The 20,191-nt window shown below is 62.6% G+C and carries 16 protein-coding genes; 7 read left to right on the plus strand and 9 right to left on the minus strand.

The features are described 5' to 3' along the window. The first annotated feature begins 126 nt into the window (after positions 1-126). Together ACYPXD_RS12545 and ACYPXD_RS12550 are read left to right on the plus strand one after the other, a co-directional pair. Positions 127-318: a hypothetical protein gene (locus ACYPXD_RS12545; protein ID WP_459711527.1), complete on the plus strand. Its 192-nt coding sequence runs from the start codon at positions 127-129 to the stop codon at positions 316-318. After that, a complete protein-coding gene (locus ACYPXD_RS12550) occupies positions 318-3,956 on the plus strand; it encodes an indolepyruvate ferredoxin oxidoreductase family protein (protein WP_459711529.1) in 3,639 nt (1,212 codons plus the stop codon). Before ACYPXD_RS12545 ends, ACYPXD_RS12550 begins: the two co-directional genes overlap by 1 nt. Before the next feature lie 199 nt (positions 3,957-4,155). Here the strand turns inward: ACYPXD_RS12550 and ACYPXD_RS12555 are convergent, their stop codons facing one another. Both ACYPXD_RS12555 and ACYPXD_RS12560 read right to left on the minus strand, forming a co-directional pair. Next, positions 4,156-6,453, minus strand: a complete 2,298-nt coding sequence (locus ACYPXD_RS12555) for an NADP-dependent malic enzyme (RefSeq protein WP_459711531.1) — start codon at positions 6,451-6,453, stop codon at positions 4,156-4,158. Positions 6,454-6,717: 264 nt separating this feature from the next. Next, entirely contained in the window at positions 6,718-7,947 is a 1,230-nt protein-coding gene (locus ACYPXD_RS12560) for an MFS transporter (RefSeq protein ID WP_459711533.1), read from the minus strand. A 386-nt stretch (positions 7,948-8,333) separates the two neighbouring features. Between ACYPXD_RS12560 and ACYPXD_RS12565 the strand changes: the two genes are divergently transcribed. After that, positions 8,334-9,020: an orotate phosphoribosyltransferase gene (locus tag ACYPXD_RS12565; RefSeq protein ID WP_459711535.1), complete on the plus strand. Its 687-nt coding sequence runs from the start codon at positions 8,334-8,336 to the stop codon at positions 9,018-9,020. 212 nt (positions 9,021-9,232) lie between these two features. Here the strand turns inward: ACYPXD_RS12565 and ACYPXD_RS12570 are convergent, their stop codons facing one another. After that, a complete protein-coding gene (locus ACYPXD_RS12570; protein ID WP_459711537.1) occupies positions 9,233-9,991 on the minus strand; it encodes a response regulator in 759 nt (252 codons plus the stop codon). Positions 9,992-10,299: 308 nt separating this feature from the next. Between ACYPXD_RS12570 and ACYPXD_RS12575 the strand changes: the two genes are divergently transcribed. Together ACYPXD_RS12575 and argC are read left to right on the plus strand one after the other, a co-directional pair. After that, positions 10,300-10,941 (plus strand): YbhB/YbcL family Raf kinase inhibitor-like protein, encoded by a 642-nt coding sequence (locus ACYPXD_RS12575; RefSeq protein ID WP_459711540.1) that lies wholly within the window; start codon positions 10,300-10,302, stop codon positions 10,939-10,941. Between the two features lie 145 nt (positions 10,942-11,086). Further along, positions 11,087-12,034 carry an N-acetyl-gamma-glutamyl-phosphate reductase gene (argC, locus tag ACYPXD_RS12580; RefSeq protein ID WP_459711542.1) on the plus strand — a complete coding sequence of 316 codons (948 nt, stop codon included), beginning with the start codon at positions 11,087-11,089 and terminating at the stop codon, positions 12,032-12,034. Positions 12,035-12,471: 437 nt separating this feature from the next. Here the strand turns inward: argC and ACYPXD_RS12585 are convergent, their stop codons facing one another. Beyond that, positions 12,472-13,341: an NAD(P)-dependent oxidoreductase gene (locus tag ACYPXD_RS12585; protein ID WP_459711544.1), complete on the minus strand. Its 870-nt coding sequence runs from the start codon at positions 13,339-13,341 to the stop codon at positions 12,472-12,474. A gap of 117 nt (positions 13,342-13,458) precedes the next feature. On the opposite strand from ACYPXD_RS12585, the gene ACYPXD_RS12590 reads away from it, so the two are divergent. Beyond that, the gene (locus ACYPXD_RS12590) at positions 13,459-14,208 is read left to right on the plus strand and encodes a Mut7-C RNAse domain-containing protein (protein WP_459711547.1); all 750 of its coding nucleotides are present in this window, start codon (positions 13,459-13,461) and stop codon (positions 14,206-14,208) included. Between the two features lie 70 nt (positions 14,209-14,278). Next, positions 14,279-15,238 (plus strand): DMT family transporter, encoded by a 960-nt coding sequence (locus ACYPXD_RS12595; protein WP_459711549.1) that lies wholly within the window; start codon positions 14,279-14,281, stop codon positions 15,236-15,238. Between the two features lie 46 nt (positions 15,239-15,284). Here ACYPXD_RS12595 and ACYPXD_RS12600 read toward each other — a convergent pair whose 3' ends face one another. The 5 genes from ACYPXD_RS12600 to ACYPXD_RS12620 all read right to left on the minus strand — a co-directional run. Then, on the minus strand, positions 15,285-15,545 hold the full coding sequence (locus ACYPXD_RS12600; RefSeq protein ID WP_459711551.1) for a hypothetical protein: 261 nt from the start codon (positions 15,543-15,545) through the stop codon (positions 15,285-15,287). After that, a complete protein-coding gene (locus tag ACYPXD_RS12605) occupies positions 15,542-15,739 on the minus strand; it encodes a hypothetical protein (protein ID WP_459711553.1) in 198 nt (65 codons plus the stop codon). Before ACYPXD_RS12605 ends, ACYPXD_RS12600 begins: the two co-directional genes overlap by 4 nt. Before the next feature lie 394 nt (positions 15,740-16,133). Beyond that, positions 16,134-17,324 (minus strand): zinc metallochaperone GTPase ZigA, encoded by a 1,191-nt coding sequence (gene zigA / locus ACYPXD_RS12610; protein WP_459711555.1) that lies wholly within the window; start codon positions 17,322-17,324, stop codon positions 16,134-16,136. A 296-nt stretch (positions 17,325-17,620) separates the two neighbouring features. After that, a complete protein-coding gene (locus tag ACYPXD_RS12615) occupies positions 17,621-18,523 on the minus strand; it encodes an aspartyl/asparaginyl beta-hydroxylase domain-containing protein (RefSeq protein WP_459711557.1) in 903 nt (300 codons plus the stop codon). Positions 18,524-18,840: 317 nt separating this feature from the next. Continuing rightward, on the minus strand, positions 18,841-20,191 hold a 1,351-nt coding region (locus tag ACYPXD_RS12620; RefSeq protein ID WP_459711561.1), incomplete at its 5' end, for a gamma-glutamyltransferase family protein.

Raw genomic sequence — 20,191 nt, forward strand, 5'->3', positions numbered from 1 at the left:
GAAAAGCGCAGGTGGGGTGTTAGACAAGCGTTCGTCCGCCGGTTCCGGCTACCGGCGGCTTTTACAGGTTGTTACACCGCAGAACGGTGCGTCATACCGGAGGTCATACCTGCGTCATGAAACATCATGCAACACGTGCTGGACACCGCGCATTCAGCCGCCGTGTTGCAATGCGGCGGGTTTTTCCGGGTGCTACCATCGGCTAAAACCCGTCATGATGGCGACCAGGCCATGACGGCCCATGCCAACGCATTCACAAGATGCCGCGGCGTCATGCAGTTTTTGGTGATCCCAAAGTCGCTGGAGGAGTACACATAATGAATGCCCCACTAGACGCCGGTCAGCGAGCCTCGCTCGAGGCCGCGTTATCGTCAGTCACGCTCGACGACAAATACACACTCGAACGCGGCCGTGCGTATATGAGCGGCATCCAGGCGCTCGTGCGGCTGCCGATGCTGCAGCAGGAGCGCGACAAGGCGGCCGGGCTCGACACAGCCGGTTTCATTTCCGGCTATCGCGGCTCCCCGTTGGGCGGCCTCGACCTCTCGCTGTGGAAGGCGAAGAAACACCTCGCAGCGCATCAGATCGTTTTCCAGCCGGGCGTCAACGAAGACCTCGCCGCCACGGCGGTCTGGGGTTCGCAACAGGTCAACCTGTATCCGGCGACCGCGAAATACGATGGCGTGTTTTCCATGTGGTACGGCAAAGGCCCCGGCGTCGACCGTTCGGCTGACGTCTTCAAGCACGGCAACTCGGCGGGCTCGTCGCGTCATGGCGGCGTGCTGGTATTGGCGGGCGACGACCACGCGGCGAAATCGTCCACGCTTGCGCATCAGTCCGAGCACATCTTCAAGGCCTGCGGGCTGCCCGTGCTGTTCCCGTCGAACGTGCAGGAATATCTCGACTTCGGCCTGCACGGCTGGGCGATGAGCCGCTATTCGGGCCTCTGGGTCGCGATGAAGTGCGTGACCGACGTCGTCGAATCGTCGGCCTCGGTCGATATCGATCCGCATCGCACGCAGATCATCCTGCCGACCGACTTCGCGATGCCCGAAGGCGGGCTCAACATCCGCTGGCCCGATCCGCCGCTCGTGCAGGAATCGCGGCTGCTCGACTACAAGTGGTACGCGGGCTTGGCCTACGTCCGCGCGAACAAACTCGATCGCATCGAAATCGACTCGCCGCATGCGCGCTTCGGCATCGTCACGGGCGGCAAGGCGTATCTCGACGTGCGCCAGGCGCTGTTCGATCTCGGGCTCGACGACGAAACCTGCGCGCGCATCGGCATCCGGCTCTATAAGGTCGGTTGCGTGTGGCCGCTCGAAGCGCAAGGCGCACAAGCTTTCGCGCGCGGCCTCGAAGAAATTCTCGTCGTGGAAGAGAAGCGCCAGATTCTCGAATACGCGATCAAGGAAGAGTTGTACAACTGGCCCGATGCGCAACGTCCGCGCGTATTCGGCAAGTTCGACGAGAAAGACGGCGCCGGCGGCGAATGGTCGGTGCCGATGGGCAACTGGCTGCTGCCCGCGCACTACGAACTGTCGCCGGCGATCATCGCGAAGGCCATCGCCACGCGGCTCGACAAGTTCGATCTACCGTCCGATGTGCGCGCCCGCATCGCGACCCGCATCGCCGTGATCGACGCGAAGGAGAAGGCGCTTGCGCGGCCGCGCGTCGAAGTCGAGCGCAAGCCGTGGTTCTGCTCGGGCTGCCCGCACAACACCTCGACGAATGTGCCCGAAGGTTCGCGCGCGATGGCCGGCATTGGCTGCCACTACATGACCGTGTGGATGGACCGCAGCACCAGCACGTTCAGCCAGATGGGCGGCGAAGGCGTCGCGTGGATCGGCCAGGCGCCGTTCACGAACGACAAGCACGTGTTCGCGAATCTCGGCGACGGCACCTACTTCCACTCGGGGCTTATCGCGATTCGCGCGGCGATCGCCTCGAAGGCGAACATCACGTACAAGATTCTGTATAACGATGCGGTCGCGATGACGGGCGGCCAGCCCGTCGACGGCACGCTGACGGTGCCGCAGATCACGCATCAGCTCGCGGCCGAAGGCGCGAAGCGCATCGTGATCGTCACCGACGAGCCCGACAAGTACACGCCGAACGTCGGCCTTGCGCCCGGCATCACGGTGCATCACCGCGATCAGCTCGACGACGTGCAGCGCGAGTTGCGCGAAATCGAAGGCACGACAATCCTGATTTACGACCAGACCTGCGCGACCGAGAAACGCCGCCGCCGCAAACGCGGCGCGTATCCGGACCCGGCGAAGCGCGTCGTGATCAACGAAGCCGTGTGCGAAGGCTGCGGCGATTGCTCGGTGCAGTCGAATTGTCTCTCGGTCGAGCCGCTCGAGACCGAGTACGGCACGAAGCGGCAGATCAACCAGTCGACTTGCAACAAAGACTATTCCTGCCTGAAGGGCTTCTGCCCGAGCTTCGTCACCGTCGAAGGCGGGCAGCTGCGCAAGCCCGCGGCAACCGGCGTCGCGAGCGATACGATGCCGCCGGTTCCGGAGCCTGACGTGCCTGCTATCGGCCAGCCGTACGGCGTGCTCGTCACGGGCGTCGGCGGCACCGGTGTCGTGACGATCGGCGCATTGCTCGGCATGGCCGCGCACCTGGAAAGCAAGGGCGTGACGGTGCTCGACGTCACGGGCCTCGCGCAAAAAGGCGGCGCCGTGATGAGCCACGTGCAGATCGCAAACCGCCCCGACGATATCCATGCGACGCGTATCGCGATGGGCGAAGCGGACCTCGTGATCGGCTGCGACGCGATCGTCACCGCAAGCGACGAATGCGTATCGCGGATGCAAAGCGGCCGCACGCACGTCGTGCTCAATAGCGCACCGACGCCAACCGCCGCATTTATCAAGAACCCGAACTGGAGCTTCCCCGGCGCAAGCACCGATGCCGACGTGCGCGCCGCTGCCGGCGACGAGAACGTGTCCGCCGTCGATGCAAACCGCTTCGCGGTTTCGCTGCTCGGCGACGCGATCTACACGAACCCGTTCGTGCTCGGTTACGCGTGGCAGCGCGGCTGGCTGCCGCTCACGCATGAGTCGCTGCGTCGCGCGATCGAGCTGAACGCGGTGCAGGTCGAAAAGAACCTTGCCGCATTCGAATGGGGCCGGCGCGCCGCGCACGATCTGGCCGCGGTGCGCGCGCTCGCCGGATCGCAAGGCCGCACGCCCGACTCCGACACGGCCGGCAGCAAGATCGTGTCGCTGCATACGCCGAAGGCACTCGACACGCTGATCGATAAACGCGTCAAGTATCTGGCCGCGTATCAGAACCACGCTTATGCGGCGCGCTACAAGAAGCTTGTCGACGAGGTGCGCACCGCTGAAACCGCGCTCGATCCGGCCAATAGGTCCGACACGCAGCTTGTGCTGACCGAAGCCGTCGCGAAGAATCTGCACAAGTTGATGGCGTACAAGGACGAGTACGAAGTCGCGCGCCTCTACACGGACCCGGTGTTTATCGAGAAGGTGAAGGCGAACTTCGAAGGCGACTGGAAGCTCAGGTTCCATCTCGCTCCGCCCGCGCTTTCGAAGAAGGACGCGCACGGTCATCTCGTGAAGAAGCAATTCGGCCCGTGGATGCTCGGCGCGATGCGGGTGCTCGCGAAAATGCGCTTCCTGCGCGGCTCGGCGTTCGACCTGTTCGGCAAGACGGAAGAGCGTCGCACCGAACGCGCGTTGATCGACGAGTATGAAGCGCTCGTGCGTGAGCTGATCGGCGGCCTCGCTCAGGGCGCCTCTGCGTCTGCTTCCGCTTCCATCGAACGGCGCGCGCTCGCGGTCGAACTCGCGAACCTGCCCGATGGCATCCGCGGCTATGGGCACGTGAAGGAAAACAACCTGAAAGGCGTGCGGTCGAAATGGTCGCAGTTGCTCGCGAAGTGGCGCGCGCCCGCCGGCGGACAGACGAGGCACGTCGCCTGACCGATGCGGCCTGACCGATGCGCGCCGCGCGCGCGGCAATGGCAGCGAATGCAGCGCAGGCGCAGGGTAAGCGCGCCAACCGGCGAATGAAAACGCAAAAAGGGGCGCCTCGATCCGTTCGAGACGCCCCTTCTGTTTTGCGAGGCGAAACGTCGGCTACCCCCGCAGGCAGCCGACGCGGCGCACCGCGCGCGCCGCTTTACTTCGCACCCGCAACCACCGCCTGCCGCACCGCGACATTCGCCGACGCCACCGCCGTCATGTTGATGATGCGCCGCACGGTCGCAGCCGGCGTCAGGATATGCACGGGCTTGTCGGCACCGAGCAGGAACGGCCCGACCGTCACGCCGTCGCCGCCGATCATCTTGAGCAGGTTGTACGTGATATTCGCCGCTTCGACGTTCGGCATGATCAGCAGGTTCGCTTCGCCGGCGAGCGTCGTGCCGGGGAACGCGGCCTTGCGTACGGCCTCTGAAAGCGCCGCGTCGCCGTGCATTTCGCCGTCGATTTCGAGGGTCGGCGCGCGCTGCAAAATCAGCTTGCGCGCCGCCGCCATCCGCTGCGACGACGACGAAGGCGAGCTGCCGAAGTTCGAACTCGACAACAGCGCGACCTTCGGCGTAATGCCGAACTTCTCGATCTCGCGCGCGGCGAGCAAGGTCATATCGGCGAGCTCTTCAGCGGTCGGACACTCATTGACATACGTGTCGCAGATAAACAGATTGCGGCCCGGCAGCATCAGCAGGTTCATCGCCGCGAAGTTGCGCACGTTCTCGGACTTGCCGAGCACCTGATCGATAAACTTCAGATGCGTGTGGTACTGGTCGATCATCCCGCAGATCATGCCGTCCGCATCGCCGAGACGCACGAGAATCGCACCGATCAGCGTATTGAACTTGCGCATCGCGGCCTTCGCGACTTCAGGCGTTACGCCCTCGCGCGCGCCGATCTCGTGATACGCCTGCCAGCACTTCTGATAGCGCGGATCGTCTTCCGGATTGACGATTTCGAAGTCTTCGCCGCATTTGAGCTTCGAGCCCATCTTCTTCAGACGCATCTCGACCACCGCCGGACGCCCGATGATGATCGGCCGCGCGATCTTCTCGAGCAGCACGAACTGCGCGGCGCGCAGCACGCGCTCGTCTTCGCCTTCCGCGAACACGATGCGCGCCGCCGGCTGCGACTTTGCAGCGGCAAACACGGGCCGCATCACGAGGCCCGTGCGATAGACGGTCGCGCCGAGTTCTTCGCGATACGCGTCCATATCCTTGATCGGGCGCGTGGCGACACCCGAATCCATCGCGGCCTGCGCGACGGCCGGCGCGATCTTGATGATGAGGCGCGGATCGAACGGCTTCGGAATCAGATAGTCGGGACCGAACTCGAGCGAGTGCCCTTCGTACGCCTTCGCGACTTCGTCGCCCTGATCGGTTTCCTCGGCAAGTTCCGCGATCGCGCGCACGCACGCGAGCTTCATTTCCTCGGTAATCGTCGTCGCGCCGACGTCGAGCGCGCCGCGGAAGATGAACGGGAAACACAGCACGTTGTTCACCTGGTTCGGATAGTCCGAACGCCCGGTCGCGACGATGCAGTCCGGCCGCACCTTCTTCGCTTCTTCAGGACGGATCTCGGGCTCCGGGTTCGCGAGCGCGAGAATCAGCGGCTGCGTGCCCATGTCCTTCACCATCTCGGGCTTGAGCACGCCGGCGCTCGAGCAGCCGAGGAACACGTCCGCGCCCTTGATCGCATCGGCAAGCGTGCGCGCAGCGGTATGCGCGGCGTAACGCGCCTTCGACGGGTCGAGATTGTCGCGGCCTTCGTGGATCACGCCCTTCGAGTCGGTGACGAGGATGTTCTCTTTCGCGAGCCCGAGGTTCACGAGCAGATCGAGACACGCGATCGCCGCGGCGCCGGCACCCGAGCACACGAGCTTCACCGTCGCGATATCCTTGCCGACCACTTTCAGGCCGTTCAGGATCGCCGCCGACGCAATGATCGCCGTGCCGTGCTGATCGTCGTGGAAGACCGGAATCTTCATCCGTTCGCGCAGCTTCTTCTCGATGTAGAAGCATTCGGGTGCCTTGATGTCCTCGAGATTGATGCCGCCGAGTGTCGGCTCGAGCATCGCGATCGCTTCGACGAGCTTGTCGGGATCGGATTCGTCGAGCTCGATATCGAACACGTCGATGCCGGCGAATTTCTTGAAGAGACACCCCTTGCCTTCCATCACCGGCTTGGCGGCAAGCGGCCCGATATTGCCGAGACCGAGCACCGCGGTGCCGTTCGTGACGACGCCGACCAGATTGCCGCGCGACGTGTACTTCTGCGCGTCGAGCGGCTCACCGTGAATCGCCATGCACGCCGCCGCGACACCCGGCGAATAGGCAAGCGACAGATCGAGCTGGTTCGACAGCGGCTTGGTCGGCGTGACCGAGATCTTGCCTGGCCGAGGATTCTGGTGATACGCGAGAGCGCTTTGCTTCAGTTGTTCGTCCATGTTTTGACCTGCGAGACGTTAGGAATTCGAATCCGGTTCGCTCGGGTTCGCTCAGGTTCATCTAATCGAGCAGCGGACCTGAAGAGACGGGCGGTGCGGGCGTGAACGGGGGACCGCGAGCGATTTCGGGGTCGGCTAGTGTACCGCTTACGAATGAAGAATCGGCGCGAACCGGTGGGACAACAACAGATAGCATCGCGAAAGACCGGGCCGCTTGTCACGCTGCAATGCGAAACGGACGCTGTGAGTCGCGCCCGGGCACTGTCATTCAAGCGCGGCGCCGCGGCGCTCGGGAATCAGCAGCAAGGTCGCGACGATGTCGAGCAGATAGATCGAGGCAAGCAGCGCAAGCGCCGCGCCGAACGAGTAGCGCGCCGCGAGCGAGCCGACGACGACCGGCCCGAATCCGCCGACCGCCCGGCCGAGATTGAAGAGCACGTTCTGCGCGGTCGCACGCGCGTCGGTCGGATAGAGCTCGGAAATCAGCGCGCCGTAGCCGCCGATCATTCCGTTGACGAACAGGCCCATCACCGCGCCGCCGATCAGCAACGCATACGGTGTGCCGAGATGCGCATAGACGAACACCATCAGCACCGCGCCCGCCTGATAGAACAGAAACGTCGGCTTGCGCCCGAAGCGGTCCGCGGCGATGCCGAACAGCCAGATGCCGGCGGCCATGCCGAGCACCGTCACCGCGGTCCACAGACCTGAGCGCGTCAGCGAATAGCCGAAGGTTTTCGACAGGTAGGTGGGCAGCCAGATCATGAGGCCGTAATAGCCGAAGTTCTGCACCGAACAGAGAATCGCGACACCGACGCTCGTGCGTATTGCGTGCGCATCGGCCACGAGCCGCTTGAGCGGCTGCGTGCGCATACCGCGCGCGACACGCGCGCTGAAAAGCACCGGTTCTTCGACACGCCGCCGCACGAAGAACGACAGGACCGCCGGCAGCAGCCCGATCGCGAACATGCCGCGCCAACCGACGATGGGCAACAGAAGCGGCGTGAGCAGCGCGGCCGCGAGCACGCCCGTTTGCCAGCCGAGCCCGACATACGACGACACGCGCGCTCTCTGCGATGCGGGCCACGCTTCGGCGACCAGTGTCATGCCGATGCCGAATTCGCCGCCAAGGCCGATGCCGGCGATGGTCCGGTACACGAGCAGGTCCGCGTAGCCTTGCGCGAGCGCGCATAGACCGGTGAACACCGCGAATAGCAGGATTGTCCACGTGAGCATCCGCACGCGGCCGAAGTAGTCACTCAATACGCCGAAGATCAAACCGCCGGCGACCGCGCCGATCAGCGTCCACGTGACGAGCGAGCCCGCCTGCGCCGACGACAGATGCAGCTCCGCCGCGATGGCCGGCAGCATGAAACCGAGGATCAGCAGGTCGAAGCCGTCCATCGCGTAGCCGAGCGCGGACGCGATCAGCGCTCGCGCAGCGTAGCCGGGGCGGCCGGTGTGTCCTGCGGTATCGGGAGTGGCAATGTTCATGGGAGCCGGTGGATAAGACGTGTCGATGCGCCGTTCGCGAAAGCCGCGTGAGTGTAATAGCCATGCGGTCGTGTCACAAGCCTGGACAAAAACGTCTGCGCCAGCCGCGGCAACCCGGCCGCCGGCGCGCGCAGGACTCGTCGGCCGGGTCCGAATCGGGTAAAATTGCGGGCTACGCGCAGCAGTCCGGTTCGCCGCAGTTCGGCCCGCTTTTGCGCCGGTGTCTCATGCAGTCGCAGGCGGCAGTCGCAGGCGGCAGTCGCAGGCGGCAGTCGCCGAGGCTTCGCAGTCGCCGCGACGCGCGCGAGCACCACACGCCTTCCTCCCGCTTGGCTACGTCAAAATTTCCGTGCACGCATTGCGTGCACCACACCCAAGGACCGCCCATGACAGGCTTCGATCGCCAGACGATCTCCGACACGACCGCCCGAATGCTGCTCGAAGTTCAGGCCGTGCACTTCAACGCTGAAAAACCGTATATCTTCACGTCCGGCTGGGCGAGCCCGGTGTACATCGACTGCCGCAAGCTGATTTCGTATCCGCGCCTGCGCCGCGGCCTGATGGAGATGGCCGAATCGACCATTCTGCGCGACGTCGGCTACGAACAGATCGACGCGGTCGCGGGCGGCGAAACCGCGGGCATTCCGTTTGCCGCGTGGATTGCGGACCGTCTGATGGTGCCGATGCAATACGTGCGCAAGAAGCCGAAGGGCTTCGGCCGCAACGCGCAGATCGAGGGTCTGCTGACCGAAGGCCAGCGCGTGCTGCTCGTCGAAGACCTGACCACGGACAGCCGCAGCAAGATCAACTTCATCAACGCGCTGCGCACCGCCGGTGCGACGGTGAACCACTGCTTCGTGCTGTTCCACTACAACATCTTCAAGGAAAGCGTGTCGGTGCTCAAAGACATCGACGTCGACCTGCACGCGCTCGCGACGTGGTGGGATGTGCTGCGTGTCGCAAAAGCTTCCGGCTACTTCGAAACGAAGACGCTCGACGAAGTGGAGAAGTTTCTCCATGCGCCGGCAGAGTGGTCGGCTGCACATGGCGGGGCGACGGCGGCACCGCAATAAGTTCGTGCAATGAGCTGGCGTGGTAAGTCGGCGCAGTGAGCCGATGCATCAGACTGGCTAACGCCGCGCCAGGCAAAAGAAAAGCCGTACATCGTGCGACCACGATGTACGGCTTTTCTTTTCGCCTTGCTAACTAACGATCACACGACGGCACCCACAGCGACACCCACAACGGCGCCCACAGCGGAACACGCAGCGCGCACCGATATTCGTCACGGCTCGTCCGCCGCTCCCGCGGCTTCGCCAAGGGTGCCCGCATCGCCTGTTTTGCCGTCGCCTGCCTTGCCGGCTTCCCCTGCTTCGCCGGGCGCATACGACGACAGATTCATCAGCCCGTTGCTTTGCGCATACTGAAAGAGCTCCGAATCGCGTTCGAGGCCGAGTTTACGCATCGCGGTGTTCTTCTGCGTGCTGATCGTCTTAATGCTGCGGCTCAGCTGCTCAGAAATTTCCTTGATGGTCATGCCCGATACAAAGAGCCGCACAACCTCGAGTTCGCGCTTCGACAGAATCACTTCATCGTTTTTGCCGCCCGCGTTCAAGCGCAACGTTTCCAACGCTGCCTTCACCGACGGACTCATATATTCGATATTGCGCCCGACGTGCTGAACCGCGAGGCCGATATGGCTCAGATCGTCGGCCTTGTTGACCACCGAGATCACACCGAGCTCGGAGAGGCGCTTCAATAGCGCCGCATTCTCGAGCATCGTCAGCACGACGATCGGCAAGTCGGGAAAATTGCGCCGCAAATAGCCGATCAGCGGCAGACCATCGCCGTATTGACCGCCTGGCATGGCGAGATCCGTCACGAGCACATCGCACGCGATGGTTTGCAGTACTTTCACGAGTTCTGTCGATTGACGCGCACGCGCCACGACCTGAATGCCCGGGAATTTGAGCAACGCCTGCTCGGCGCCAAACAAAATCACCGGATGGTCGTCGGCCACGACGACCTTGATTGGATTTTGCATCGCGCTCCCTTCGCCTGATAACCCACGCTCCGAAACTTCAGTCATCCAACTATTCTTTAGTTCTAAATTTCTTGGGCTTGCTTATTCCCCGCCAGCGAGCGAGTGTCCGACTATAGCCGATTTCGCCCGTCACTGACCGTCTCTATCGGTAACAAGCGCAACAAAGAATGGCCTCGCACAAACGTAATGTTAGACTCGATTCGGCTTCACGGTACGAAACAGGGACAATATCATCGTGGTCACATGGCACAAAGGTAAGCGCTAAAAGCGCTCACTCCGTTCCGCTAGTCGCATAGGAGAATCGGCACATGCGCATGCATTGCTCGAACGTTCGCCTTTCCGCGCGCTTTTCTACGCTTCGATTCTTTGCAAACTTTCACGCATTTTTGTTTGCTGCATTGTTGATTGCCGTTGCAGCGTGTCTCACGCCATATGTCTTTACAGACGCAAACGCGCAAACCGCTCAACCCGCCTTCACGCTTTCGAGCACGAGCGTCACAGCCGGCAGCGCCGTCCCGCAAGCACAGGTCTTCAACCAGGACGATTGCAAGGGCGGCAACCGCTCGCCGCAATTGTCGTGGCGCGATCCGCCGGCCGGCACACGCGGCTTCGCCATCACAATGTTTGACATCGATGCACCCGGTCGCGGCTGGTGGCATTGGGCCGTCGTCGGCATTCCGGCCAACATCGACCACCTGCCGGAAAACGCGAGCGCATCCGGTTACCTCAGCAAGATCGGCGCGGTCGAAGCGCGCAACGACTTCGACATCGACGGCTACGGCGGACCGTGTCCGCCGCCGGGCAAGCCGCATCGCTATGTGATCACCGTCTACGCGCTCAACACCGCCGACTTGCGCTTCGGACCGGGCCGCCCCGCGCTGATGTTCGATCACGAAATCAACACGGCGACCATCGGCTTCGCACGCATGACCGTCACGTACGGCCGTTAATGACAGTCACATGAAAGTGCGGCGCATGCGTTTGCTTACACGTTTTTCTCGTCGCGCCGCGCACGCACCGCCGTCCGGTCTTAAAATGTCGGTCCGGCGCGGCAACTGACTTCAAGGCGCCACGGTTTACCCAAGCGAGATCGAGATGAGCACGAAAGTTTTTGTCGACGGACAGGAAGGCACGACCGGCCTGAAAATCTTCGAATATCTGTCGCAGCGCGGCGACGTCGAAGTGATGCGCATCGACGAAGCGAAGCGCAAAGACCTCGACGAGCGCCGCCGCCTCATCAACGCGTCGGACGTCACGTTTCTTTGCCTGCCGGACGTTGCATCGCGCGAATCGGCCGCGCTCGTCGAAAACGACCGCACCGTGCTGATCGACGCGAGCACCGCGTTTCGCACCCATGCCGACTGGGCATACGGCCTGCCCGAGTTGACCCGCGCGCAGCGCGACCGCGTGCGCCATGCCAAGCGCATTGCCGTGCCCGGCTGCCACGCCTCGGCCTTCGTGCTCGCAATGCGGCCGCTCGTCGATGCAGGCGTCGTCGCGCCGGACCTCGCGGTGCACAGCTATTCGCTGACCGGCTACAGCGGCGGCGGCAAGAAAATGATTGCCGAGTACGAAGCGGGCGGTAACGCGAAGCTGAACAGCCCGCGCCCGTACGCGCTGGGTCTCACGCACAAGCATCTGCCGGAAATGGCCGGGCACACGGGCCTGAAGTCGCCGCCGGTGTTCACGCCGATCGTCGGCAGCTTCTACAAGGGGCTCGCGGTCACGACGTACTTCTCGCCATCGCAACTGGCCAAGCGTGTGACGCCGCAAGACGTGCAGGCGCTGTTCGCCGAGTACTACCAGGGCGAAGCGTTTGTGCGGGTCGCACCGTTCAATACCGACGACAACCTCGACGACGGCTTCTTCGACGTCCAGGCAAACAACGACACGAATCGCGTCGACCTGTTTGTGTTCGGCAACGACGAGCGTTTCGTGACGGTTTCGCGCCTGGACAACCTCGGCAAGGGCGCATCGGGCGCGGCGATCCAATGTATGAATCTGGCGATTGGCGCCGATGAGGGAGCCGGCTTGAAGCGTTGAGCAGAAACGGGCACTGGCCGATGGCGTCGCGCATCGGTTTGCTTTGCTCGGGCAACGAATGGATCTGAAGGCTGGCGATCAAATGCCAGCCTTTTTCTTTTCCCGCTTCGACCCGAGTGAATTGGCCTGCGCGTGAAAGCCGCGAAGAGGCGGACAAAAACAGGACAAAAAAAAGCCCGCCGAGGTGGCGGGCTGAATCCATATCAGAGGAGACATGGAGGAGACAGAAACCACTATAGCAAAAGCTTTGGTGCAACGCAACAACCTCCGCAAACGTTCGCTCTCCTGTTGTGGATCAGCCACAGCCAGCGGGAGAGCCTCGTTTCATGCGGCTCGCGCGCGATGCTTTTTGTGCTTTGCGTCATGCGAGAAGCATCGTTCGCATATCGAGCACATCACAAGCGATCCTGATCGCAACGCGCAAGCGCCCCGGCGCCCTAGCGCCCCGCGCGGCGCGCCGCCACCTGGCCCAGCACTGCGAAGTCCTTCTCGCCGTCCCCATGCGCCATCGCCTCGATCAGGCTGTCGCGCACGACGCTCGCGATCGGCAACGGCGCATTCACCGATTCGGCCGCGGCAAGCGCGAGCCGCACGTCCTTCATGCCGAGGCGCGCCTTGAAAAGCGCGGGCTCGTAGCGCTGCTCGGCAATCATCTTGCCGTAGCCCTGATAGACGACGCCCTGAAACAGATTGCTCGTGATCACATCGAGAAAGTCCTGCATCGCGACGCCGTGGCCGGCCAGCATCGCCGACGCCTCGCCGAGCGACTCGATTGCAGATCCGATCAGAAAGTTGGTTGCAAGCTTCATCACATTCGCCTGCTGCGCGAGCGAACCAATGCGCCACGTCTTCTGACCCACCGCGTCGAGCACCGGCTGCACGCGATCGATCGCTTCGGCCGGACCGGCGGCGACGATCGTCAGCTTGCCGGCCGCGGCAACGTCCGGCCGGCCCATCACCGGCGCCGCGACGTAATTGAGGCCGCGCTGCGCGTGCTCGTGCGCGAGTTCGCCGGCAAGCGCAACCGAAACCGTCGCCATATTCACGTGAATCTGCCCGCGCGGCGCCTCGTCGAGCACCCGTGCGGTGATCACCTCGCGCACCGCCGCATCGTCGGCGAGCATCGAGAACACGGCATCGCCGGTGAACGCTTGCGCGACCGAACCGACCACTTGCGCGCCCGCTTGGGCGAGACGTTGCGCGCGTTCGGGCGAACGGTTCCAGACGCGAACCTGGTGCCCGGCTTTCAGAATGTTTTCGACCATCACGGCGCCCATCTCGCCGAGACCGATAAAACCGATGTCCATCTATGGCTCCTCTTCGACAGAACCGGAAGTAAAGCACAAGCGAACGACCTGTGCAGATTGGTTCGGCAATTCAACACTATGCAGACGGCAGCGCCGGCGCAAATGCGATACTGACGCATGGTCACCGCGACTTTCCGCTTCTACGAGGAACTGAACGATTTTCTCGCCCGGCCGTTGCGCCGGCAATCGTTCAGCTGCGCCTGCGCGCGCGATGCGACCACGAAACATATGATCGAAGCACTCGGCGTGCCGCATACCGAGGTCGAGCTGATTCTCGTGAACGGGGAATCCGTCGGTTTCGATCATCCGCTGAAGGAAGGCGACCGCGTCGCCGTCTACCCGAAATTCGAGGCACTCGATATCCGGCCGCTGTTGCGCGTGCGCGAACAGCCGCTGCGTGCGCTGCGCTTTATCGCCGACGCGCACCTGGGCGGTCTCGCACAACTGCTGCGTCTCGCCGGCTTCGATACGCTTTACGACAACCACTACGAGGACGCGCGTATCGAAGCGCTCGCGCTCGATGAAGCGCGCATCGTGCTCACGCGCGACCGCGAGCTGCTCAAGCGCCGCACGATCACGCACGGCTGCTATGTGCGCGCGCTGAAACCGGAAGCGCAATTGCGCGAAATTTTCAGGCGGCTCGGCCTCAACGGCAACGCACACCCTTTCCGGCTGTGCCTGACCTGCAATGCGCCGCTGCGCCGCATTTCGAAGGACGAAGCGGTAGGCCGCGCGCCCGACGGCGTACTCGAGCGGCATTCGCAATTCGTCACCTGCGACGTGTGCCGGCGCGTGTTCTGGGAAGGCTCGCACTGGAAGCGGATGCGCGCGTTGATGGATAGCGTCACGCACGGCAAGACCGCATAGGACGTCTGCGCAATTTCCGCTGCTGCGCGGTCCGTTATCATGTCCGGCTTGAACGTGAGAACCTGTCCGCTTGAAAACCACGACTCGACAACACCTGCGCGCGAACCTGCTGATGCTCGTCGCCGCGATGATCTGGGGCTCCGCCTTTGTCGCGCAGCGTCTGAGCCTCGACACGATCGGCCCATTTCTTTTTACCGGTTTGCGCTTTCTGCTTGGCGCCTGCGTCGTGCTGGTGCTGCTCGCAGGCTTACGGCCTTTGACGGCGGCAGCAAAGCCGCGCGTTGAAGCACACTCGCCCGCGCCGCCGCCCGTACGGTCACCGCTCATCCGCTTCACGCTGCTGCGCGACGGGTCGTGGCTCGGCCTGCTGCTCGCCGTGGCCATTTCACTGCAGCAGATCGGTTTGCAATACACGAAGGTCGCGAATGCCGGCTTTATCAGTTCGTTATACGTCGTGATCGTGCCGCTGATGGGCGTCGTGCTGCGCCATCAGACAGCCCTCGGCACCTGGCTTGGCGCGACACTCGCGGCGGTCGGCATGTATTTTCTGAGCGTCGACGAACACTTTTCGATGCTGTACGGCGACTGGTATCAGCTCGCCGGCGCACTCGTGATTTCCGCACAGGTGGTGCTCGTCGGACGCTTCGCGCGACGGCACGATCCGCTCGTGCTCGCGCTCGTGCAGTTTGTCGCGTGCGGTCTGATCTGCAGCGCGATCGCGCTGGCGTCCGAACCGGTACGCGTCGCCGATATCGTGCGCGCCGCGCCGACCATTCTGTATGGCGGCGCGCTGTCGGTCGGCGTCGCGTACACAATTCAGGTGGTCGCGCAGAAAGACGCGGCACCCGCACACGCGGCGGTGATCTTCAGCATGGAGGGTGTATTTGCGGCGCTCGCAGGCTGGCTCGTGCTCGGGGAAACGCTGAGCGCGCGAGCGGCATTGGGCTGCGTGCTGATGTTGATCGGGCTCATCGTGTGCCAGGTGATGCCGATATGGCATGCGCGCCGGCAATCGGCGTCGGCCGGCTAAACGCGCCGCGGCCCACGTGTTGCTCGCGACATTCTGGTGACTCGGGTCAGGCAGCCTCGACGGCAAACGGCTCGCTCATGCGCTTCACCCTGTCGGTCGTGGGCGGAAACACGCACCAGCAACCGTCGTCGTGCCTGAAGAAGAACAGTGCACGCGGCCCATCCACCGACGACGCCTCGACGCGCACATAACGCGTGCCGTCATTGCGCGTGCGGCCGAAATGCGTGACATGCAGCGGCGTCGCCGCCAGCGGCGCGAGCCACTTCTCGACAAGCAGGCGCAGCGACTGATCGCCCGCGGCCTTCATGACGTTCTCCAGCTCGGCTTGTTCCGTGCCTCTTCGCGAGCGGTGTCCCGGCTCTCGCGTTCTTCCTCTTCCGCTTCGATCTCCGCCAGTTCCATTTCGCGGATCACCGAAGCCGCACGTAATGCCCTGCAGTTGGCCGAACGACGGATATCGGAAAGCATCCGCACCATTTGCCGCGTTGTTCTGCGTTTCATAGCACACCCCCGCACTGCACAAGAGACTTGATAAAGCACTTTAACTTTATGCCTGATCACGCGTCGCCGTATTGTTTTTGACGAAATAGCAACAGTCGAATTTCAATTAATCGATCTTGCGTGTCATTGCGTTCACTGTGCGCCCGTGAGGCGCCGCCGGTCTGTGCGCTGACGACCGCAGCGGCGAAGGAACTTCAGACAAGAAATCGCGCCGTTGGCGCGGGATATGCAGTGTGCGGCTGCGACCGCCGCCCACGTTATGGAAGGCAGCGTTTCGCCGGTTCGTTCGTTATCTTATCGGTTGTTCGCGCAACCAACGATTCGCGCTTGCACGCGAAATCACACGGACTTCGCGTTCGATTCGCGCATGGCAAGCGCGCGCACATCGCATCGATTACTGCCGCGCCCACGAAGGAAACGGATCGTCGAAGCGAAGCCATTCCCTGGCGCCGAGCGCGAGTTCGTCATCGTCGAGCAGACACGAATCGAATGCGGCTCGCAGCGTCGCCTCATCCATTCCCGTGCCGATCAGCACGAGCTCCTGTTGACGGTCGCCATACGGCGGCTCCGAGCGGCGGCGAATCGTTTCCAACGCTTCGGGGCTTTGCGGCCACGATGCTTTCGGCACCGCCGCCCACCACGTGCCCGCGCGATGGTGACGTGAGATCGCGCCGGCCTGCGACCATTCGCCGACCAGATCGTGACGCGACGCAAGCCAGAAGTAGCCCTTCGAACGCACGACGCCCGGCCACTCGCGCTGGATCCAGTCGAAGAAGCGCCGTGGATGAAACGGCCGCCGTGCCCGATAGACGAAACTCGTGATTCCATACTGCTCGCTCTCCGGAATGTGCTCGCCGCGCATTTCCTTGAGCCAGCCCGGCGCTTGCGCCGCCGCTTCGAAATCGAAGAGCCCCGTGTTCAGAATGCGATCGACCGGCACGCGTCCAAAGTGGCTTTCGACGATCTGCGCGCGACCATTGAGCGCGCGCAGCACGCCCTTGATCCGCTCGAGTTCGCTCGCGCTCACCATGTCGGTCTTGTTCAGCACGATCACGTCGCAGAACTCGACCTGCTCGGTCAGCAGATCGACGACCGTGCGCCGATCTTCGTCGCCCATCGTTTCGCCGCGGTCGGCAAGGAAATCGTGCGAGCCATAGTCGCGCGCGAAGTTGTAGGCATCGACGACGGTGACCATCGTGTCGAGTTGCGCGATATCGGAAAGACTGCGGCCTTCCTCGTCGCGAAACGTGAACGTCTCGGCGACCGGCAGCGGCTCCGAAATACCCGTCGATTCGATCAGCAGGTAGTCGAAGCGCCGCTCTCTCGCGAGACGCTGGATCTCGACGAGCAGATCTTCGCGCAGCGTGCAGCAAATGCAGCCGTTGCTCATCTCGACCAGCTTCTCGTCGATATGCGACAGCTGGCTGCCGTCGCGCACGAGTTGCGCATCGATATTGACTTCCGACATATCGTTGACGATAACGGCGACGCGTTTGCCTTCGCGGTTGTTCAGAACGTGATTGAGCAGCGTCGTCTTGCCGGCGCCTAGAAAGCCGGATAACACGGTTACGGGAAGCTTGTTCATGGATCGCTCGTGCAAAGGGTTCGTTGAACGGACAAAGCGGGGGTATCGATCCACGAATGTTATAATATAACATCTGCTTGACGCAAAAACTTCGCCAACCGTTGACGCCAGCCGTTGACGCCAGCCGTGACGCAAACCCTTGAACGCAAACCCTCACCGCAAAATTTGCGCGTGAAAGCGCGGCATGGGGAAGGCCTCGCGGCCGCGACGGCTTCGCAAAGCAAAAAAGCAATGGGCAGCCCAAAGCTGCCGCATTGCCTTCCGCATTGCCCTCGTTCGATGCCGGAACGATCAGATCACATCAGATAAAACACACCGGCGATAATCGAACCGAACAGCGTCCACTTGACGACGTAGTAAGTGGGCCGGTGCCACGCCTTGATCGTCTTGCCCGCGCGCCGGATCGCATAGACGTACTTGAACATGCGATTCAGCAAACCGGTGCGGTCGCCCACCTCATTCGGCGACGCGGCTGCGCGCATCAGCGTATTCGACACGAGCCGGTTAATAGCCGACGCCCAGCGAAAACGCATCGGCCGTTCGATATCGCAAAAGAGCACGATGCGCGACCTATCCGTGTCGTTCTTCGCATAGTGGATATACGTCTCGTCGAAAATCACCGCTTCGCCGTCGCGCCAGTAATACTGCTGGCCGTCGACATCGATATAACACTTCGGGTCCGCCGGCGTGACAAGCCCGAGGTGATACCGCACTGAACCCGCATACGGATCGCGATGCCGCACGAGACTCGCGCCGGGCGGCAATTGCGCGAACATCGCCGCCTTGATCGACGGAATGCTCTGCAGCAGTTTCGTCGTATACGGACAAAGCGATTCGGCCGACGGATGCGGCGCGTCATACCACTTCAGATAGAAACGCCGCCAGCCGGTTTTGAAAAACGAATTAAAGCCGATATCGGTGTAATTGGCCGCGGCGGCGATTTTCTCAGCGGCATCGACTGCGAGCGCCTCGTCGCGAATCTGCCGCCAGTTCACACGCAACGGCTCGAGTTCGGGAAACCACGACGACCTGATATAAGGCCCGGGTTTAATCGGCGACAGCAGATAGCACCAGATATTGATTGGTGCGAGAAACGTCGAATGATCGGATAACTGCCGCCAGAATTTGAAGCGTTGCTTGCCTCGATTGAACACATAAGCCGCGCTCATTACGAACCACGCCAGAACAATCCAACGCATGATAGCTCCGGTAAATTTTTCTTAACGAAACTGTCAAAAAGTTTATCGTGGATGCGATTTGAATGCATGCACGTTGGCTAACCTATTGATGCACAAGACGTGCCCGGCAAGAGGCGCGAATTGGCCGCCGCGCAAGCAGGCAAAGACGGAAGGAACGGAAGGGAATGCGAAAGCGATCGGCGCGAAAGCCGGATTGCGCAATCGAACGGAAGGGAAGGAAAAGGAAGGGAAAGGAAAATGACGCGGGCAGGCATCTACTGCCTGCCCGGAAGATGAAACACTCGAGCGACGAACCGCGGCGCCGGGCCGCGCGTCGCTTAGAATCCGGCCGCTAACCCGTCACGGCGGCTGTCGCTTGCCGCGACATAACCGCGTTCCGGATCGTTGCGATCGAGCCTCCAGATGTACTGGCCCGAACCGAAGTCCATATACGGATCGTCGAACGACTTGATCTGGTGACCGAGTTCCTGCAGCCCGCGCGCGGTCTCGGCCTTCAGCGTCGACTCGATATCGATCGTGAAATCGCGGTTGACCTTCCAGCGCGGCGCATCGCACGCGGCCTGCGGCTGCTGGCCATAGTCGAGCATCCGCACGATCGACTGCAAATGGCCTTGCGGCTGCATATCGCCGCCCATCACACCGAAGCTCATCACCGCTTCGTCGCGGCCATTCACTTCTTGCGTGAGGAACGCCGGGATGATCGTATGGAACGGCCGCTTGCCGCCTTCCACGACGTTCGGCGACTTCGGGTCCATCGAGAAGCCGCAGCCGCGGTTCTGCATCGAGAGGCCATAGTCCGGCACGACGATGCCCGAGCCGAAGCCCATATAGTTCGACTGGATAAAGCTCACCATCATGCCGTTTTCGTCGGCCGCCGACATATAGATCGTGCCGCCCGACTTCGGCATGCCGAAGTCGAAATGCGTCGCGCGCTTCGGGTCGATCAGCTTCGCGCGCGACTTCAGATACGCATCGTCGAGCATCTGCTCGGGCGTCACCTCCATCGAGCGCGGGTCCGCCACATAGCGATAGATGTCGGCGAACGCGAGCTTCATCGCTTCGATCTGCAAGTGCTGCGATTCGACGTTATCCACCGTGAGCGACTTCACGTCGAACTGTTCGAGAATGCCGAGCGCGATCAGCGCCGCGATGCCCTGCCCGTTCGGCGGAATCTCGTGCACCTTGTGGCCGCGATATTCCTTCGAGATCGGCTCGACCCAGTCCGCGCGATAGTCGCGCAGGTCGGCGGCCGTCATCGCGCCGCCGTGCTCGCGCGAGAACGCGGCGATGCGCTCGGCGATCTCGCCTTCGTAGTAGACGCGCGGGCCTTTTTCGGCGAGCAGACGCAGCGTCCTGGCGTGACCCGGATAGCGGATCAGTTCGCTCACCTCAGGCGCGCGGCCGTGCGGCATGAAAGTCTGCGCGTAGCCGGGCAAGTCCTTCAGTTCCGGTACCGCGGCCGCCCACTTGTGCGCGACGACGCTCGCGACCGCGTGACCGCGCTCGCACACTTCGATGGCCGGCTCCATCAGATCGCCGAACGGCAGCTTGCCGAACTTCTTGTGCAACGCTTCCCAGCCCGCGATCACACCCGGCACGGTCACCGAGTCCCAACCGCGCTTCGGTTGAATCGCAAGGCCGTTTTCCTCACCGTACTTGCGCTTGAAG

The organism is Paraburkholderia sp. 2C (genome assembly GCF_054589215.1).

What these genes read in the sequence shown, in the direction of transcription:
- ACYPXD_RS12545 (WP_459711527.1), top strand. Translation starts at nt 127, where the DNA reads ATGCAACACGTGCTGGACACCGCGCATTCAGCCGCCGTGTTGCAATGC.
- ACYPXD_RS12550 (WP_459711529.1), top strand. Translation starts at nt 318, where the DNA reads ATGAATGCCCCACTAGACGCCGGTCAGCGAGCCTCGCTCGAGGCCGCG.
- ACYPXD_RS12555 (WP_459711531.1), bottom strand. Translation starts at nt 6,453, where the DNA reads ATGGACGAACAACTGAAGCAAAGCGCTCTCGCGTATCACCAGAATCCT.
- ACYPXD_RS12560 (WP_459711533.1), bottom strand. Translation starts at nt 7,947, where the DNA reads ATGAACATTGCCACTCCCGATACCGCAGGACACACCGGCCGCCCCGGC.
- ACYPXD_RS12565 (WP_459711535.1), top strand. Translation starts at nt 8,334, where the DNA reads ATGACAGGCTTCGATCGCCAGACGATCTCCGACACGACCGCCCGAATG.
- ACYPXD_RS12570 (WP_459711537.1), bottom strand. Translation starts at nt 9,991, where the DNA reads ATGCAAAATCCAATCAAGGTCGTCGTGGCCGACGACCATCCGGTGATT.
- ACYPXD_RS12575 (WP_459711540.1), top strand. Translation starts at nt 10,300, where the DNA reads ATGCGCATGCATTGCTCGAACGTTCGCCTTTCCGCGCGCTTTTCTACG.
- argC (WP_459711542.1), top strand. Translation starts at nt 11,087, where the DNA reads ATGAGCACGAAAGTTTTTGTCGACGGACAGGAAGGCACGACCGGCCTG.
- ACYPXD_RS12585 (WP_459711544.1), bottom strand. Translation starts at nt 13,341, where the DNA reads ATGGACATCGGTTTTATCGGTCTCGGCGAGATGGGCGCCGTGATGGTC.
- ACYPXD_RS12590 (WP_459711547.1), top strand. Translation starts at nt 13,459, where the DNA reads ATGGTCACCGCGACTTTCCGCTTCTACGAGGAACTGAACGATTTTCTC.
- ACYPXD_RS12600 (WP_459711551.1), bottom strand. Translation starts at nt 15,545, where the DNA reads ATGAAGGCCGCGGGCGATCAGTCGCTGCGCCTGCTTGTCGAGAAGTGG.
- ACYPXD_RS12605 (WP_459711553.1), bottom strand. Translation starts at nt 15,739, where the DNA reads ATGAAACGCAGAACAACGCGGCAAATGGTGCGGATGCTTTCCGATATC.
- zigA (WP_459711555.1), bottom strand. Translation starts at nt 17,324, where the DNA reads ATGAACAAGCTTCCCGTAACCGTGTTATCCGGCTTTCTAGGCGCCGGC.
- ACYPXD_RS12615 (WP_459711557.1), bottom strand. Translation starts at nt 18,523, where the DNA reads ATGCGTTGGATTGTTCTGGCGTGGTTCGTAATGAGCGCGGCTTATGTG.